The sequence below is a fragment of the Vibrio sp. T3Y01 genome (genome assembly GCF_013114525.1).
GTDB lineage: Bacteria > Pseudomonadota > Gammaproteobacteria > Enterobacterales > Vibrionaceae > Vibrio > Vibrio chagasii_B.
The window spans coordinates 446,662-463,045 of sequence record NZ_VTXJ01000001.1 but is presented as its reverse complement, the minus strand read 5'-3'; the positions used below and the strand labels follow the sequence as shown (position 1 = coordinate 463,045).

The 16,384-nt window shown below is 44.8% G+C and carries 13 protein-coding genes and 1 pseudogene; 3 read left to right on the top strand and 11 right to left on the bottom strand.

The window, feature by feature from the left end; genetic code table 11:
• Positions 1–80 precede the first annotated feature (80 nt).
• The 3 genes from F0232_RS01975 to F0232_RS01965 all read right to left on the bottom strand — a co-directional run bounded on the left by F0232_RS01975 (position 81) and on the right by F0232_RS01965 (position 3,139).
• Positions 81–716, bottom strand: a complete 636-nt coding sequence (locus F0232_RS01975) for a CatB-related O-acetyltransferase (RefSeq protein WP_105058307.1) — start codon at positions 714–716, stop codon at positions 81–83.
• A 420-nt stretch (positions 717–1,136) separates the two neighbouring features.
• On the bottom strand, positions 1,137–2,249 hold the full coding sequence (locus F0232_RS01970) for an NADH:flavin oxidoreductase (protein ID WP_105058308.1): 1,113 nt from the start codon (positions 2,247–2,249) through the stop codon (positions 1,137–1,139).
• A gap of 254 nt (positions 2,250–2,503) precedes the next feature.
• Positions 2,504–3,139, bottom strand: coding sequence for an SDR family NAD(P)-dependent oxidoreductase (locus F0232_RS01965; RefSeq protein WP_105058309.1), 636 nt, complete (start codon positions 3,137–3,139; stop codon positions 2,504–2,506).
• A 101-nt stretch (positions 3,140–3,240) separates the two neighbouring features.
• On the opposite strand from F0232_RS01965, the pseudogene F0232_RS01960 reads away from it, so the two are divergent.
• Positions 3,241–3,621: pseudogene (locus tag F0232_RS01960) on the top strand (aminotransferase class I/II-fold pyridoxal phosphate-dependent enzyme); the annotation flags it as partial.
• A 111-nt stretch (positions 3,622–3,732) separates the two neighbouring features.
• On the opposite strand, the gene F0232_RS01955 reads toward F0232_RS01960, so the two are convergent.
• From F0232_RS01955 to F0232_RS01925, 7 genes are all read right to left on the bottom strand, one after another.
• The gene (locus F0232_RS01955) at positions 3,733–4,422 is read right to left on the bottom strand and encodes a hypothetical protein (RefSeq protein ID WP_105058310.1); all 690 of its coding nucleotides are present in this window, start codon (positions 4,420–4,422) and stop codon (positions 3,733–3,735) included.
• A complete protein-coding gene (locus tag F0232_RS01950; protein WP_105058311.1) occupies positions 4,422–5,582 on the bottom strand; it encodes an OmpP1/FadL family transporter in 1,161 nt (386 codons plus the stop codon). The genes F0232_RS01955 and F0232_RS01950 overlap by 1 nt, the downstream gene beginning before the upstream one ends.
• 93 nt (positions 5,583–5,675) lie before the next feature.
• Complete coding sequence (locus tag F0232_RS01945; RefSeq protein ID WP_105058312.1) at positions 5,676–6,488, bottom strand: crotonase/enoyl-CoA hydratase family protein; 813 nt, start codon at positions 6,486–6,488, stop codon at positions 5,676–5,678.
• A gap of 223 nt (positions 6,489–6,711) precedes the next feature.
• Positions 6,712–8,706 (bottom strand): Fe(3+)-hydroxamate ABC transporter permease FhuB, encoded by a 1,995-nt coding sequence (gene fhuB, locus F0232_RS01940; protein WP_105058313.1) that lies wholly within the window; start codon positions 8,704–8,706, stop codon positions 6,712–6,714.
• Positions 8,706–9,659: an iron-siderophore ABC transporter substrate-binding protein gene (locus tag F0232_RS01935; RefSeq protein WP_105058314.1), complete on the bottom strand. Its 954-nt coding sequence runs from the start codon at positions 9,657–9,659 to the stop codon at positions 8,706–8,708. Before F0232_RS01935 ends, fhuB begins: the two co-directional genes overlap by 1 nt.
• An 86-nt stretch (positions 9,660–9,745) precedes the next feature.
• Complete coding sequence (locus tag F0232_RS01930) at positions 9,746–11,869, bottom strand: TonB-dependent siderophore receptor (RefSeq protein ID WP_105058315.1); 2,124 nt, start codon at positions 11,867–11,869, stop codon at positions 9,746–9,748.
• 207 nt (positions 11,870–12,076) lie between these two features.
• Entirely contained in the window at positions 12,077–12,985 is a 909-nt protein-coding gene (locus tag F0232_RS01925) for an AraC family transcriptional regulator (protein ID WP_061032385.1), read from the bottom strand.
• A gap of 219 nt (positions 12,986–13,204) precedes the next feature.
• Between F0232_RS01925 and F0232_RS01920 the strand changes: the two genes are divergently transcribed.
• A complete protein-coding gene (locus tag F0232_RS01920; protein ID WP_061032384.1) occupies positions 13,205–13,963 on the top strand; it encodes a siderophore ferric iron reductase in 759 nt (252 codons plus the stop codon).
• Between the two features lie 97 nt (positions 13,964–14,060).
• The gene (locus F0232_RS01915; RefSeq protein WP_105058316.1) at positions 14,061–14,846 is read left to right on the top strand and encodes an ABC transporter ATP-binding protein; all 786 of its coding nucleotides are present in this window, start codon (positions 14,061–14,063) and stop codon (positions 14,844–14,846) included.
• Positions 14,847–14,948: 102 nt separating this feature from the next.
• Here the strand turns inward: F0232_RS01915 and F0232_RS01910 are convergent, their stop codons facing one another.
• On the bottom strand, positions 14,949–16,142 hold the full coding sequence (locus F0232_RS01910; RefSeq protein ID WP_105058317.1) for a multidrug effflux MFS transporter: 1,194 nt from the start codon (positions 16,140–16,142) through the stop codon (positions 14,949–14,951).
• Positions 16,143–16,384: the final 242 nt, after the last annotated feature.

Below are 16,384 nucleotides of genomic sequence, written 5' to 3'. Positions count from 1 at the left end.
GTAACGAACTGATTTAACGTATTTTTCAAGATAAATATGACAAAGATCTTTATACGTAAACCCGTGTTTTTAGTTGTCCCTTACAAACACTTGTCATAATCAGTGATTGCCTGCTTTAATTTAGATAAATCTGAATCACACAAATACTGTCTCAATGATTCAAATTTCTCTGGTGGCCAGTCGTATATCTTCATTGAGATTAGCTCTTCGATAACTGACTTATCAAAGCGATGTTTAACTAACTTCGCGGGAGAACCACCAACAATACTGTACGGTTCCACATCTTTGGTTACTACGCTGTTCGCAGCGACAACCGCCCCTTCTCCGATGGTCACGCCCGGCATGATCATGGCACGCATCCCTAGCCAAACCCCGTCTTTGATATGAGTATCACCTTTGCCGATGTAGGCTTCGTCGATCACATCCATAAATGGATACAAAGAGAACCAATCAATTCGGTGGGTGTGATTGCCGCCCATAAGGATCACAACCTCGGCTCCTATGCAGACGTAATCCCCGATGTAGAGCTCATCGATTTCCCAACGCGGCTCCCACTGGCGGCTGACCTCGTCACCGTGCAGATAACGGACGACTGAGCGCTCAAATCCGTTATCCCAACAATCACTGTAATAGCTGTGTTGACCCTTGATATGAATATTAGGATTGGTGACGACCTCATGCAGCAATTCGAATTTAGACCAATGCTTATTTTGCATTTCTACCTCTAATTAACTTATTAGTTTTATTCGTTTAAATATCAAAAGATTCGACGTTGAAGATCTAAACATGCACAAACAAGCCCCCCATAGGCACAAGAAAGGCTGGGGTGAACAGTGAGTGCCATACTTAAATCATAGCAATGCCGCTAAAACTAAGAAGCGTCAGTGGATTCGAGGTTGCTTTAGAAGAGGAAGTAATTTCACAGTATGCTCAGGCTAAGAGGAAAGTTCTGTTGAAAAATTAATAGAGCCATTGTACCCATTAACTCCAACTTATTTGACAGAGAAATGTGATTAATAAGGTTTCAAATATCAGTTCATGTAGAGTCAGAAAAACAAGAGCCTGCGGTATTACACAGGCTCATGTTTAGATTCATGCTTAGCGTTATGGTTCACGCTTAGCTATGGGTTAAGTAACTACATTTTAGCTAGCTGCACTTTTCTATCTTTGTTTACCACACAGAAGTTGCCGCGCTTAGTACGACACTTAGAGCACCTCTCACACTCTACTGGGCTTCGATCGCCCTCTTTCCAGCGTTTGATTAGATGAGGCTCAGATAACAGAGGTCGAGAAAGTGCAAAGTACTCGATACCCGTATTATTGGCGATTTCTTCAATGGCATCAAAATCCGTTAAGCCGCCCACCGTGATAACAGGAATATCGACGTCTTGGCTGATTGCGTGGCCATATTCATGGAAGTAACCTTCAGCTTGGATAGTAAACCCGTCGTGTGACTCGCCAATCATGGTGTCGGCTTTACCATGAATGTTGCCAGAAACGACAATGCCATCAATGCCTACTTCTTCTAGCTTTTTACACACCAAACGCGTTTCATCGAAGGTCACACCGCCCTCGAAAAACTCAGAAGCCGTAAGCTTAACCAAGATAGGGAAATCATCACCAACCAACTTGCGTGTCGTCGTATAGATCTCAAGTAAGAATCGCATGCGATTTTCCAAGCTACCACCGTATTCATCTTCACGCTGGTTGTAATAAGGACTCAAGAACTGGTTAATTAGGTAAGTGTGAGCGGCATGAATTTCAACGCCATCAAAGCCTGACTTTTGTGCTCTCAAAGACGCTTGAGCAAACGCATCAACAATGTAGTCGATCTCGTCTTTGGTCATTGCTTTACCGAGTGTTTGAGTCCCTTTTTCAGGAACCTCACTCGGTGCGAAGATCACTCGCTCCCCAAGGTCATACGTGGTTTTCGTACCGCCATAAGCCAATTGCATTACGATTTTAGAATCGTTGTCATGTACCAACTGAGTTAGCTTTTTATACTCCTCGATAAACGAGTCGTTATACATACCCATCATGCCAGCATTCGGTTTTTCTTCTTCAACGATGTTCGCGTAACCCGTCACGATCAAGCCAACCTCACCTTGAGCTAGCTCTTCATAGATAGCGTAAAGTTTATCTGTCATATGACCATCTTCAGTCGCCATATTTTCCCACGTTGCACTTCTCATAAAACGGTTCTTCAGTGTCATGGTGCCAATGCGGGTTTCTGCAAACAAAGTACTCAAATCTAATCCTCATTTAATCGTGTTACGCCATTGCCCCATCTAGTGTGAGGCTGATTGCGCGGATACTACAGAGAATAAGACAGGCAAAACTTAATCTAGATTAAGAGAGAGGCACTCTCATATAAGAAACAGGCAACATTTGCTTAGAATGGAAGTCGTTGAGGACAGAAAACAAAAAAAGCCGTTCAGTGAGACTAAACGGCCTTAAAACTTTTCACTAGATAGGAATGCCTTCAGAAAGCAATGCCGGGCTTTTATCCATACTTAACCGTAGGATCAATACATTGATACACTTGCCCGATACTCGCGTCGTTTGCCAGTAAGGTTTCGATAAGACGAGCCACTTCTTGTCGGTAAATCACACCATGTACTTCCACTCGTTGAGAAAGCTCACCGTTACCCGTCACTTCACCGTCTAACAAGCCACCGGGACGTAAAATCGTGTAATCCAGCGAGCTCGACATTAACCACGCTTCCGCCAACGATTTTTCACGAACGGCGGCGCCGAACCCTTTTCTAGAGCGTTCTGATAGGTACTGCCATGAATCACCACAACCTAAAGACGTCACCAGCACAAAGCGTTTGATTTCATTGGTTTCCAGAGCATCAATCACATGTCGGTGACCAATGTAGTCAACCGGAACATCCGCTCTAAAACTGCCCATACTTGAAACCACCAAGGCCGATTTTGGTAACTCAGCCACCGTCTTTTTCACTTGTTGCTTGTCGGTCGCATCGCAGCTCAGTGTTGTTACGCCAAGAATAGCCAAGCGAGGGTTCTTTTCTGGATTTCTAGCAATCGCAATCACTTCAAAATCTTGCTGATGAAAGTGCTCAACCATTGCTGCGCCCAAGCCACTCCCCGCTCCCCATATAACGACTGTACTCATAAATACCTCACAAAAATCATGTTGTTCCTAATACTAACGACACAATCTAATCGGTTCTTTCGCTCAGATCAATTAATGCGAATAATTCTCAATATTAAATTTATAAGCGCTTAGCAAAGCAAATCGTGCGTCGTCGTTACCATACATTGATGGAGAAGAACTTAGCCGCTCCGATCATCGCAGAGGGCGATCAAACAGGGGCATTTTACTATGTAGAAATTGATCTCAAAGAAATCGCTCAAACCGTTCATAGCGAAGGCTTCTTTACCTGGTTGGAGGAAATGTATGAGCCTTTAGATTTCTTGGTTCGCCTTGCCGAAGAGCATGGCGTGATTGTGATGCCAGGTGCGGGATTTGATGCGCCAACGTGGTCCCTGCGCGTCTCTCTCGCGAATCTAGAGGAAGCACAATACGCAAATATCACCAAAGCGATGAACGCGGTAATGCAAAGCTATGTTGAACGTTACCAAGCGGCTTGCTAGCACGGCTTCAAACTAAAAAGATCCTAGAAAAGCGATAAGTTCTGAGTGTAGATTCACTAAATCAGTGGGCCTACACTCAGTTCTTTTATCTAAGATGATATGTGAGAATAACTATTTGAATTCATAGGTGTAAGAAGCGCCAACACTGTTATTTTCACCGAAGTCATCCTCAGCAAATATAGTGAAAAAGTTGAAGGATTGAGCATCACTCAACTTGTAGCTAGCGCCGACGCCAGTCCAGTAACCTGAATAATCATCAGAACCCATTGAACCACCACCAAAGGCCATAATCGACCACTCATCCGTAATCGCTTTTAAGCCAAACGCGCCAATGTAACCACCGTGTGTTGCACTCGGCATCAATACATAGTCAGAGCCAACGTTATCATCATCGAAAACCGCCACTTCGCCATCATTATAACTGTAGCCAGCCATAGGGAAGATTTGCCAACCGAACGGCTCAATGTCGAAATAGCTCAGTGGTATAAACGTACCAATACTGTAGTTGTTCTTGTAAGCATCGTTATCATACTCAGAGCGACTAAAGTTGAAATTGACGATCCCCATAGGCAACAGCCATGAACCGCCTATTCGCCACTCTTCGCCATCTGCGTTAACACGAGCATTGATCATTCGTGCTTCATCTAGCCCAATAGACCCAGAGAACTGCAAATCTTCGTTATAAGCAACGCCCGCTTTGGTTACGATTTTAGTCGGATCATCAGGGTGCTTCTCTTCAGCCAAAGCACCCGTTGAGCCCAGTATTACCGAAGTAACAATTAATAGATTACGTAGTGTCATTAGAAGGTCGCGCTAACACCAACAAAGTGGATACGGCCATCGAATGAACCGTCAACCATGAATCGGTCCATATCTACTGAACCCAAGTCAGCATATTCGTAGAACACATCAATTAAGATGTCATCCCAATAGGTAGATGCACCCACTGAGTAGCGATACTGCTCACCAACGGGAAGATCAACATACTGCATTGTCGGGTCGTCTTGTGGAGAAGTTTCGTAAGAGAAACCGGCTTTCAAACGCCAGTCTGAGTTAAGTTGGTAATCTGCGCCAACCGCGAATTTCCACACATCATCCCAATCGCGTTCAATTGGAATTCCACCCAATTGAGTGCCAAAGTCTAGAACTGTCGTATCCCATTCGCTCCAACGATGTAATTGAACACTAGCTAATAGATCAAGCTGAGAATTCAATGCATAGCTCGCACTCACATCAACAATTTCAGGAAGTGCTATGTCGGTAGACAAAGAGCTGAGCAATCCAAACTCTGTAGGGCCATTTACATCGTTATTGAACTCATGCTCGAGCTTAGAACGATAGCTGGCGCCAAGCTTAAGTTTGTCTGTTGGTGTGTACATGACACCTAAGTTATAACCGTATGCCCAATCAGTATCTTGCTTTATCGTTAATGCAGACGTCGTTTGTTGTAACGCGGCCCAACTTAACTGAAGACCTGCACCAACCGACCACTGATCATTCATCTTATAACTTAGTGATGGGTTAACTTGCATTGCAGTGAGAGTGATATCTTCTAAAAGTGCTGCACCCGCCCAATTGCTGCCGTAATCTAAGCTAGAGCCACCAACAGCACCAAGTGCAATACCAAGGTGTAATTTGTCAGTGACTTGATGAGCGTGGAAGGCACCAAACGAAGGCATCACTGTATGTGCTTTACCGTCTTGCTTATTGCCGTTGTCTTGATACTGCATCTCAAGATCGAACGCCATGGTGTTGATGGTCGTCTTACTTTCGCCCATGTGAGACATAGTGGCAGGGTTTGTCCACATCGCCGCTGCAGATCGAGTGTAAACACCGTCGCCAGCACCAGTAGTACCAGCGTTGGCAACGACAGCTTCTTGCAAAAACAGGCCACTTGCGAATGCATTTAAGCTCGTAAAAATTGCAGTGGCAGCTAGAGAGTAAGTAAAAGTTTTGTTCATCAGAGCGCTCATTTAGCCTTAGACATTAAATTGCTCTAAGGTTACCGCAAAGCCCCATAAACAAAGGGAATATCGATTATTCCTGTACAAGCGTTATTTGAACTTTCTTGCTAAGTAAGAGCGTGGCTTATCAGGATGAATTTCACGCTGTGCTGCTATCGCCCTGTTCTTACCTAACCCAACCTTTATCTGATACCAGGTCTCGTAGAACACAGCCATACCCGGGCTTAACCACCAAGTCTTGTTGTAGAGTTTCTTATTAGCAGCGACAACATCTGGTGACCGATTCGCGCACTCAAGTGCCAAGGCATAGGCTTCAGCGTAGGGGTCTTCAGCAATCTTGGTCACCAACCCATATTCTTTCGCGGTTTCACAGTCGATCACTTTGGCCGTCATCGCCATTTCTAAGGTGTGATCTTTACGCATCAGCTCTCTAAATGCGATTGCACCTCCCATGTCTGGAATTAGCCCCCACTTTGCTTCCAGTATCGAGAAGTTCGCATCAGGGCTAGCAATTCTAAAGTCACCGCCACTGACCAATTGCAGACCGCCTCCCCAACACCGACCATGAATCGCAAAAACGACAGGGCATGGAATGTCTCGCCAACCCAATGAAAAGCGTTGTGCGGCATTAGGCAATGTCGGAAGCCATTTAAACAACAGCTTCATCGCCCCAGACTTACTGGTTAAAAGAGACTTAACATCAAGCCCTGAACAAAAATCAGGTCCCTCGCCCTTCACTATTACAGCTCGAATCTCGGTGTTCTTTTTCAACTTATTGACCATGTTGTTCACACCTTGGAACATTGCCATATCAATAGCATTCAGCTTATCGGGTCGATTCAACACAACCGTCGCAATTTGGTTTTCATCGATAGAACAAGTAATACGAGCGAGGTTTGGCATGGTGGCTACCTTATGAGTGGTCAGACCTTTAGATTATACATTTTATTAACATATGCCAAACTTGCACATTAAGAAGCGAGACCTGTGTTGCTTAACACCTCCTCTTTGCACAAACGATACGAACAAAAAAGCAGTGATGGATCGCTCCACTCACTGCTTTTTTATTCATAGCTTTGATTGCCAGTAGCTTTGAATACCAGTGGCTTTAGGTCATGAGCAAAAGCTATGTTGTTCGAGATTTCAGTAACAAGAAAATGAAATAACTGCCACCAATAATGGAAACCAACGTCCCTGCCGCAAGTTGCGCTGGGAACACCACCACTTGCCCTAACCAATCAGCAAATAACATCAATGCCGCACCAATCAAAAACGATAAGATGATCTGTTCACGAACCAAGCGAGCACCCACCATCGCCGCAATATGTGGAGCCAGTAGACCAACAAAAGCGACAGGCCCCATGGTGGTTGTCACGACCGAACATAAGATCGCAACAATACATAACAATGCCACGTAGGCGACATTGATATTCAACCCTCTGGCACTCGCGAACTGACGGCCCGTCGCAATTAAGGTCACCCAACGACTCAACAGCAAAGCAGCCCCGATAGAAGCCGTTATCACCATGGTCATAATCATTGCTGACTCTGGTTCAACACGATACGTAGATCCTGCCAACCAAGCCAATAAGGTGTATTTTCCCTCTCCCACTCGCGTTAAAGAGAATTGCACCAAAGCTTCCAATACCGCGGTCAGCGAAATACCAGTAAGGATCAATATCGAAGGGGCGAACTGATGCTTCTTGCCAAGAAATAGCAATATACAGAGTGCAATCGCGCTGCCTAAGAAAGCAACCCAAGGGCTTAGCGAATGAATCGAGTATCCCATAAACAGGCTACTGAATATCAACGCCAGAACCGCACCTGCAGACACACCCAGAATGTCCGGGCTTGCGAGCGGGTTGTAGACCAATCTTTGTAAAATCACACCCGCCACTGCTAGGCCGCCACCAGCGAATATTGCGGTTAATATTCTCGGCCAGCGAATCGACCAATCAAATGCGTCTGGGATAACAAAATAGCCCATATCAGAAGATGGCTGTGACAGCGTGCTTAACGCCAACAAACCAAAGATCATCGCGCCCAACAAGAAATAAGCCACAGGTGAAATAAACTTTGGCCCTTTAGGCATCGAGAAAAATAACTGATCTTGAGCAGATAACTGCTTTCTCGCAATAATAATCAACGCAGGAGCACCGATCACCGCGGTTGCCGTCCCTGTTGGAATCATATCCAAAGACCATTGCGCCAAGAAAATCGCCAAGCTGTCGGTCACACAAAGCAACAGTGCACCTAACACGCAGCTTGCGATGAGTTCAGATTTCGCCTTTAAAAAGCCCAAATGTCTCGCGATGTTTGGCGCAATCAATCCAATAAAACTGATCACACCCACCGAGGTAATCGACACGGAAACCAGCCAAACGCCGATTGCCATTAACACAAAGAAGGTCGTGCCAATATCAAGCCCGCGTGCTGCTGCCCCTTCATTGCCAATAGAAAGCAGAGTCAAAACTCTTGGAGCCAACAGGAAAATAGCAAAGATTGGCAGTAACTTAGGCATAAGCCAAAGCACTTGTTCCCAACCGTTCTGTCCGAGATCACCCGCTCCCCATACAAACAGGTTCTGCGCATATTGGTCGTTAAGCAAAATAATCGCAGTCGCGAATGCGCCCAGCAGTAAGTTAACCGCCATGCCCGCCAAAACAATCGGTAAACCGCTCATGTTTTTGATGCCAACAATCGAAACAATCAGACCCATTGCAAGCAGCGCGCCTATCAGCGCAAACCAAACCGAATATTGAGCAACCAACATCGGCGCGACCACATTCAGAATGACCAGACCAAGCCACGCCCCTGATGATGTACCGAGTGTAAGGGGAGACATCATGCGGTTTTGCGTTAACTGTTGGAACAAACTACCTATGGTGCCGAGTATTCCACCAACCAGAATCGCCATCACTAAACGAGGTAAGTTGACATAGATTAATGCCATCAACTCGAATGAATCATCGACCATTTTATTGAATGTAACGATGTCACTGATCTGTGAGGCTTGCTGAAGCAACTCACCAATAGGGCCAAATTCAGACTGACCTAACCATAAATGAATAAGGGCGGCGATAAATAACGCCGCTCCCATCATCAAACCACTGGATTTCATTACTGCTCCGCTAGCGTCAACAACGATTGCGCCATAGCTTCTGCGTTATACAAAATAGACATAGCACCGCCGTAACTCCAACTTGCTGCTACAGGGCTAAATTGACCATCGCGAACAAAGGGCATGCTCTTCCAAACCGGAGAGCGATCTAACTTGTCTTGATATGGGAAAGGTTCAAAGTACAGCGCAATGCCACCCTTAACGTTCTTAAGCTCAGTCATACGCTTTTGACTGATGCCCCACTGACTCACAGGAAGATCCATCGCATTTTCGAAGCCTAGCTGCTCAAGCGCATATTGAGGAATCGAGTTATCACCGTAAATGTAAACCGAAGTAGTACTCGCAAAGCGGAAAGATGTCACTTTCGGCTTGTCTCCCGAATACGCTTTATCTAGTGCAGCCTTAAGAACATCAAGACGCTCATCCATCGCAGCGAGTTTCTTGTTCGCTTGTTCTTCTTTACCAAGCAATTGGCCTATCTTCTTGAAGTTCTCAATAGCAGCTTCAGCATTACTGTGCTGTTCACTGTATGTTTGGTAGTAAAGCACGGGGGCGATTTCAGAAAGTCGCTCATGAAGATCTTTCTGGGGTGACGCGATAAGAATCACATCTGGGTTGAGTTTCTTAAGCGCAGAAAAGTTAGGTTCAGTTCGAGTACCAATATCCGCCACGCCTTCTGGTATCGCAGGTTGCACAACCCAATCGCTATACCCTGCAATATCAGGTACTGCGACGGGTGTTACACCGAGTTCAATCACTTGTTCAGCAATGTCCCAGTTCAGTGCTGCCACTCTAACGGGTTGAGCTTCAAGGGTTTTAACCCCCTCGCTGTCTTCAGCTTGGTAATTAGCCATTGCATTTAACGATAAAGCACTCGCTAACATCGTTAGAACGAGTTTTGTATTCAAATTTTTTACTTTAGAAAAATGAGAAGCTATTGATTTTAAGCTCATATATTTGCCTACTTAATCTAAATTCTATATTTCTTCAAACGACAAAAGCAGCCTTGTGAGGCTGCCTTATTAAGACTCTAACTTAGTTAGAACTCGTAGTTCACGCTTAGCTCTACAGACTGCTCAGCACCGAACCAACAGTTCGATTGGTCGTAACACGCGTAATATTCTTCGTTGAAAATATTGTTCACCGCTAAGTTAGCAGTTGCACCAGATAGTGTGTCGCTGGCTGCGCCTAAATCATAACCCACCGACAAATCAACAACCGTGTAAGACGGTACTTTGCCTTGCGTGTTGCTTGCATCCATTTGCATTTCGCCTACGTAACGAGCGCCTGCACTGAATCGAGAACCCGCTAGTATGCCGTTAAATACGTTGTAGTTAGCCCACACATTAGCCGTATGTTCCGGTACATAGATCGGTGTCGTACCCTCTAAACCGTTACTAGAGTCTTCAGTGATTTCCATGTCAACATATGTGTATGCACCCGCAATATCGAAGCTTTCTGTCGCGAACCAACGTCCTGATAGTTCCGCACCTTGCGATACCACTTCACCCACTTGGATTCTTGGGCCATAAACGTTAGTCGGGTCTGTCATCAACATGTCTTGCTTAACGATATGGAATAAAGAAACCGTTGCTTCTTTCGACATATCGTCAGACAGGTATTTCACACCAATCTCTGCTTGTTGTGCGTTCTCTGGATCAAACTCATTGCCTGCTTTATCAACGCCCGGAGCTGGTTCAAAGCTCGTCGCATAGCTTGCAAACGGTGCTAAACCATTATCAAACTGGTACAAACCACCTAAACGGTAAGTGAACTGCTTGTGATCAGATTCATGGGCGTAGTAATCACTCTCAGATTTGTAGTGATCAAATCGCGCACCGGCAATCAGTACTAATGCATCCAGACGAACTTGGTCTTGAACGTAGAACCCCAGCTGGCTTGACGTCGTGTCATCTAGATATTCACCCGTCTTAGTCACATCACTGCGGTCTAGTAGATCATTGTTCGGATTCAACGGATCAAAGCTATTAAACCCGCTGCCATTCGCACTATACGATGAGTAGTTAACATTACCGTCTAGATCTTGGTAATCGATACCAAGCAACAAGTTATGCTCTACTGAACCAACATCCACAATACCGCTCAATTGGTTATCAATAACAAACCCTTTAAAGCTCTCATCGGTAGAGTACAAGTATCGATCCAGCTGATTAGGTGTGCTTGGGTCGTAACTCACATGATAAGTGTTCTCTTGGTATAAGGAAGCATCGGTATAGCGAGCGTTCTGTAGGAATGTCCAATTGCTATTAAACTCATGGTTGATTTTATAGCCGACCATAAGAACTTCACGCTCAAATTTGCTCCAGTTCTTGTCACCCATAGAAACCGATGGATCGCTTGCTTTCAACACGTCTAGTGGCATTGACGAGTTGATACCCATTGAAGGATCATTTTGGTAGTACAGGTTGAAGTTAATCAACGTACTGTCTGTTGCTTGCCAGTCCACAGAAGGAGCAATTAGGTAACGCTCTTCTTCTGCATTATCAACTTGACTGTCCTGCTTACGAGCAAGTGCGATCAAACGGTAAGAAAAATCGCTATCACCAAACTGACCAGTAGTATCGATCGAAGCTTCTTGTAAATTACGTGAGCCTGTCGCAACGCCAACTTTAGTCGACGGTTCCGTTTGTGGCGCTTTAGCGATCATATTCACCATACCACCCGGTGGCATCGCGCCATAAAGTACAGAGGTAGGCCCTTTGAAGATCTCGACTTGCTGCATTGCAATCGGATCTATCTGTGGTTGTAGGTTCCAACCATTTAAGAATTGAAGCGAAAGACCATCGTAGTAGTTAACGTTATTCGTGCTAAAACCACGAATAGAATAAGAGTCAAACATTGCTACCGAGCTACCACGGTTTTCAGTTACAACACCCGGTGCATAACGAAGGGCTTGATTCAGAGATTGAACACCACGTTGCTCTAACTGTTCTTCATCAATAACGGTAATACCTTGAGGCGTTTCTTCTGGCTCAAGTGCCGACTTAGTCGCGGTATTACGATACGCCTTGCCCATAATTGTGACAGTTTCTACATTCGAATCTGCCGCTGTAACGGTTTCTTCCGCCAACGCTTGCGCTGAAAATGCAGTGAGCAATGCAACTGCAAGTGATGAATACTTAAAACGAGTGTGAGTGGTCATGATTCCCTCGGTACCAATGCTTATTGTAAATAATAATAAATATCATTTGCATTGTATGTATCTATAAAAGGGATAATTAACAATTTGGTGCAAGTTCACGAAGAACTTGGCCGATTTATAACGAAAAAGGGTCAATTGATGATTAAAAACACAATTGACCTTATTGAGTAAGAGGCTTTACAAAGAATACGTAAAACACAGATATGACTACGATTTAATAATGGGAACCCAGTATTCCATAACTGCATCTGTGGCATGAGCTTGATAGGCTAATGGGTATACTTCGAGCTCATAACCATCGACACCTCGATAGCCAGAACTCGGTAGCCAGTTAAGTACAAACCAACTCAGAGTGTGTCTAAGGTTCTCAATCGGACCACAGTGTTTGACCACGGCATAGGTTTGCTTTGGAATGGTTAATACGTCTAACTTATCAGAGATAATGCTCGGCAATTGAGGAATTGAAATCTCATCATTAAGCTCTACTCCCGCCCAATAGTGAATATTGGTACCATCAAAGCAAGACTGAGTAAGGTCAATAACACCAATAAACTGAAGTGCGTTATCGTCTGGCAGGCTCACTTCGCCTTCCAAGCGCGACCACAATTGAGGGACTTTCTCTGCAAAATCTTGTGTCAGTGAAAATAAGCCACTTATTTCTGAGGTAATACCTTTAACAAGGAATGACTCTCTCTCATCAATGCGTACCTCAACAAAACTGAGTGGACCGTTATCAGCAGCGCTTACCGTTTCAGATACTTGTATCGGTTTTCTAAGCCCTGCTCTTTTGCCCGCTTTTCTATACTGACTGGGGCTGGAGCCAAACATCTGCTTAAAAGAACGACTAAAGCTAATTTCTGAATTGAATCCGAGTTCAAGTGCGATATCGATCACTCGCTTTTTGCTGTCCAACAGTTCTTCAGCCGCTTGGCTTAGCTTTAGCTCCCTCACGTAGTTTGCCACGGTCAGTCCCGTTTCAGCTTGAAACACTCTTTGCAGCTGCCAGCGAGACCAACAGCTCTGTTTCGCAATATCTTCTAGCGATAGTGCCGAGCTAAGGTTCGCATGGATATAAGCCAATACGCGGCTGATACGGTCAAATGCAGGAGTGTTCATAGTCACGCTTTTATAATCTCGATAGTGGTAACAATTAAGTCTATACAGGAATACTTTTTAACATTTAAAGCGACTTTTATCACTCAATAATGGCCAAGGCGTATTCAATTTATAAATTTTTCAAGCCAAGAGTTCTCTGAAGAGATGCACCATTTTGTATGGTTATCGTCAATGAGGTTCGCTATGATAACGCAACTGATTATCATTTAATGGTTTAAAATGCTTTCCCAGCTGCACAATATTGCCACTCGTCGCAGAGCCCCCTCCCTGCACCAGAAAATCTTCGCTTACTCAAAACAAATAACGCCTTATCTAAGCGGAAGTTATGGCTCTCTGAGCAGCAAAAGCATCGCAATGACAAACGATAAGAGCCATATCGAGATCAAACGTGTTTACGATGGATTAGCGGAAAATCACACAGAAGCAGGCAAAGCTTATTGGTTAACCAGAACTTGGGATCTAGTCTGCTGGCAACCCATCTATGTGACCTTCATTTCTATCTACGGCCTTCACTCGTTGCCTGATATTAAGAATATCGGTCAGTTTAGGTACAAAGAGTTCGTCGCAGGATACCGATTCTTTAATGGTGATCATCAACACGGTTCACCTGAGGAATTGATACCTAAAGCGGGCGAAGCCATACTTGCACTTACTGAGTTTTATCGCAGCCAAATAAGTGAATGGACACGCATCCGCCCTGGCTTTACTAACCATTTGTTGGCGGATCTACTGTTAGGCAGTCTGATCAAATTACAGCAACATGAGCCCAGCCTGACCAACGAATACATCACCACACAAGCTAAGCTTTGGTTAGAAGCATGCCAATTACCTGAGAGTCACTTAGACAGCCTAGAGGTCGATTCCGATTCTGGAATGCTTAAACTGATTAGAGTCAGCTGCTGCCTAGTCTACAAATGCGACTCCGGTAAATATTGTGACGATTGTCCTAGACACCCAAACAACAAGAAAACCGTTTAATTTCACCATCTATTTTTAGAGACCAGTAAAGCTGCTTTTAGAGACTAATAAGGCTGCTATTATTGAGCAGCTTTATTGGTCTAGAGACAGGACTGACATGTTTCAGCTTTCAAACATCAAAATCGTTCGTGATGATCGAACCATTCTCTCAATTGACGAGCTTTCCATCCCGACCAATGAGCTTACGGTAGTTCTTGGTCACAATGGCTCTGGTAAATCGACATTGGTTAACTTGCTTTCAGGACAGATGTCACCAGACTACGGCACTGTTGAATTAAACAATGCATCTCTTTCTTCATTAAAAAGCAGAGACTTAGCAAAGAGGATTGCGTATTTGCCACAAAAGCTCCCAGCTTCTGCAGGATTAACAGTGGAAGAACTGGTTCGTTTAGGGCGCTTTCCTTGGCGAGGTGCGTTAGGTCGTTGGAACTCAGAAGACAAATCCATCATCCAACAAGCAATGGAGAGAACGGGCGTTGCTCAGTTTTCACAGGCGCTAGCGGACGATTTATCCGGCGGTGAACGCCAACGTGCTTGGGTTTCTATGTTGCTTGCTCAACAGTCTCCGGTATTGATCCTCGATGAGCCAACATCAGCACTGGATATTCATCACCAATTCCAACTGATGGGTTTACTGTCTGAGCTGAACAAAAAGGAAGACGTTGGTGTTATCGTGATTCTTCACGACTTGAACCTTGCACTGCGCTACGCAACACACATAGTCGCTCTAAAGAAAGGTCAGATTGCCTTTGAAGGCAGCGCCGATAAGTTACTTGATGAACAAGTACTGTCTGCCCTGTATGAGTCCCCGATCCGACTGATCGACCACCCGGTTCCAGCCAAAACAGCCGCAAGCGAGAAAGTCGCCGTGGTCTGCGAATAGCCAATATTCTGGCAATTTAAACCAAAACGCTGAACATTAAAAAAGCCATTGAAATTCATCACTTCAATGGCCTTTTTAATTTGAGTTCGCTAGCTAATTTGACTAGCTAAGCTGTGCGTCTCTGGCTTCTTGGCTACTAAAACCTCGAAGGATATTAAACAGCGTAATCACAGTGAATAACGCAATGACCAGTGATAAATGCCATGCCTCTCCTAGGCCAAGCTTAACCAGCCCCATACTGACAATCGAAGACACAACCATTTGACCACCGCCCGACATCGCAGCCGCCGCGCCTGCATTCTTCTTGTAAGGCAGCATCACCAAAGCTTGAGCACAAGGAAGCGCAATACCATTACCGAGTATCATTAAAAACTGACCAATCATTAGATATAAAGGTTCAAGTGGGCAAAAGAAAAGCCACAACGCAGCTGAGATGTGTAGCACTGGCGTACATAACAGTGTTTTCTTATTGCCTAACATTGGGCGAATACGGTTACACAAGCTGGTACCACCTAACATGCCCAACGCAGGTATCACCGCCCACATCGCGTACTCGTCAGACGTCATGCCGATCTGGTTCTGCATGATAAACGGCATCACCGACACAGTGGTGATCATCAAACTAAAATTAAGCCAGCCAATGCTTGCAAAGCTCATAAAGTAGCGAGAAGTGAGTAGCTCTTTGTATTGCAACGCCATTTTCTTCGGTGAGGGAATCGCTGAGAACTGAGTGACGGTTTCTTTGAATTTGAACGCCAATACCCCCCAAGCCAATGAGACATACCCAAGTAACGAGATGAATACCATACTCCAGCCAAAGTGGAAGTTGATAAACCCACCGATAACAGGCGCAATCAGGGGAGTAATAGACGCTACCATGGCGATATAGGACATCGCCAAGGGTAAGTCAGATCCGCTGAATCTATCTCTTGTGGAAGCGCGAGCAAGCACCGCACAACAACCTGTTCCTAATCCTTGCAGGAATCGACCCAACACCATGCTGGTAAATGAATGGCTGAAGAAGATGATCATCAACAGGCCAAGCATGGCGAGCAACAAACCACTCAGCAGCACTTTTTTACGCCCTAAAGCGTCTGAAATAGGTCCATAAATAAACTGAGATGGACCAAACCCCAACAAATACACACTCACCAGAAGCTGAGCTTGCTCTAGCGAGACATCAAAATCTTTCGCGATCCAAGGTAAAGACGGAAACACCAAACCCATACTGAGTTGGCCGATACTGATGACCAAACACGCCAGTAAGATCGACTTAAAATCAAATCGACGGCTCATGATGTGGTACACGTAGTTAAAAGGCTTGGAATATCAACCAAACAACATTGAGGTGTAGAAGATAGAGAGAATGTTGCAGGTGTGGTATTCATGGTGCTCCGAAAGGATCAATTAGAGTATGGCAGGGTAAACATACGTGAGCTTGTATAATCATACAATACTGACTGAACTAAATATGTGAATAGTCACTTTTCACACTCCTTAACTTTCCGCCTGTCGCTGACACACGCTAGACTAACACT

Bases quoted from the DNA above. Each gene is read 5' to 3' on its own strand.
- F0232_RS01975 (WP_105058307.1), bottom strand. From the start codon at position 716: ATGCAAAATAAGCATTGGTCTAAATTCGAATTGCTGCATGAGGTCGTC.
- F0232_RS01965 (WP_105058309.1), bottom strand. From the start codon at position 3,139: ATGAGTACAGTCGTTATATGGGGAGCGGGGAGTGGCTTGGGCGCAGCA.
- F0232_RS01955 (WP_105058310.1), bottom strand. From the start codon at position 4,422: ATGACACTACGTAATCTATTAATTGTTACTTCGGTAATACTGGGCTCA.
- F0232_RS01950 (WP_105058311.1), bottom strand. From the start codon at position 5,582: ATGAACAAAACTTTTACTTACTCTCTAGCTGCCACTGCAATTTTTACG.
- F0232_RS01945 (WP_105058312.1), bottom strand. From the start codon at position 6,488: ATGCCAAACCTCGCTCGTATTACTTGTTCTATCGATGAAAACCAAATT.
- fhuB (WP_105058313.1), bottom strand. From the start codon at position 8,706: ATGAAATCCAGTGGTTTGATGATGGGAGCGGCGTTATTTATCGCCGCC.
- F0232_RS01935 (WP_105058314.1), bottom strand. From the start codon at position 9,659: ATGAGCTTAAAATCAATAGCTTCTCATTTTTCTAAAGTAAAAAATTTG.
- F0232_RS01930 (WP_105058315.1), bottom strand. From the start codon at position 11,869: ATGACCACTCACACTCGTTTTAAGTATTCATCACTTGCAGTTGCATTG.
- F0232_RS01925 (WP_061032385.1), bottom strand. From the start codon at position 12,985: ATGAACACTCCTGCATTTGACCGTATCAGCCGCGTATTGGCTTATATC.
- F0232_RS01920 (WP_061032384.1), top strand. From the start codon at position 13,205: ATGCTTTCCCAGCTGCACAATATTGCCACTCGTCGCAGAGCCCCCTCC.
- F0232_RS01915 (WP_105058316.1), top strand. From the start codon at position 14,061: ATGTTTCAGCTTTCAAACATCAAAATCGTTCGTGATGATCGAACCATT.
- F0232_RS01910 (WP_105058317.1), bottom strand. From the start codon at position 16,142: ATGAGCCGTCGATTTGATTTTAAGTCGATCTTACTGGCGTGTTTGGTC.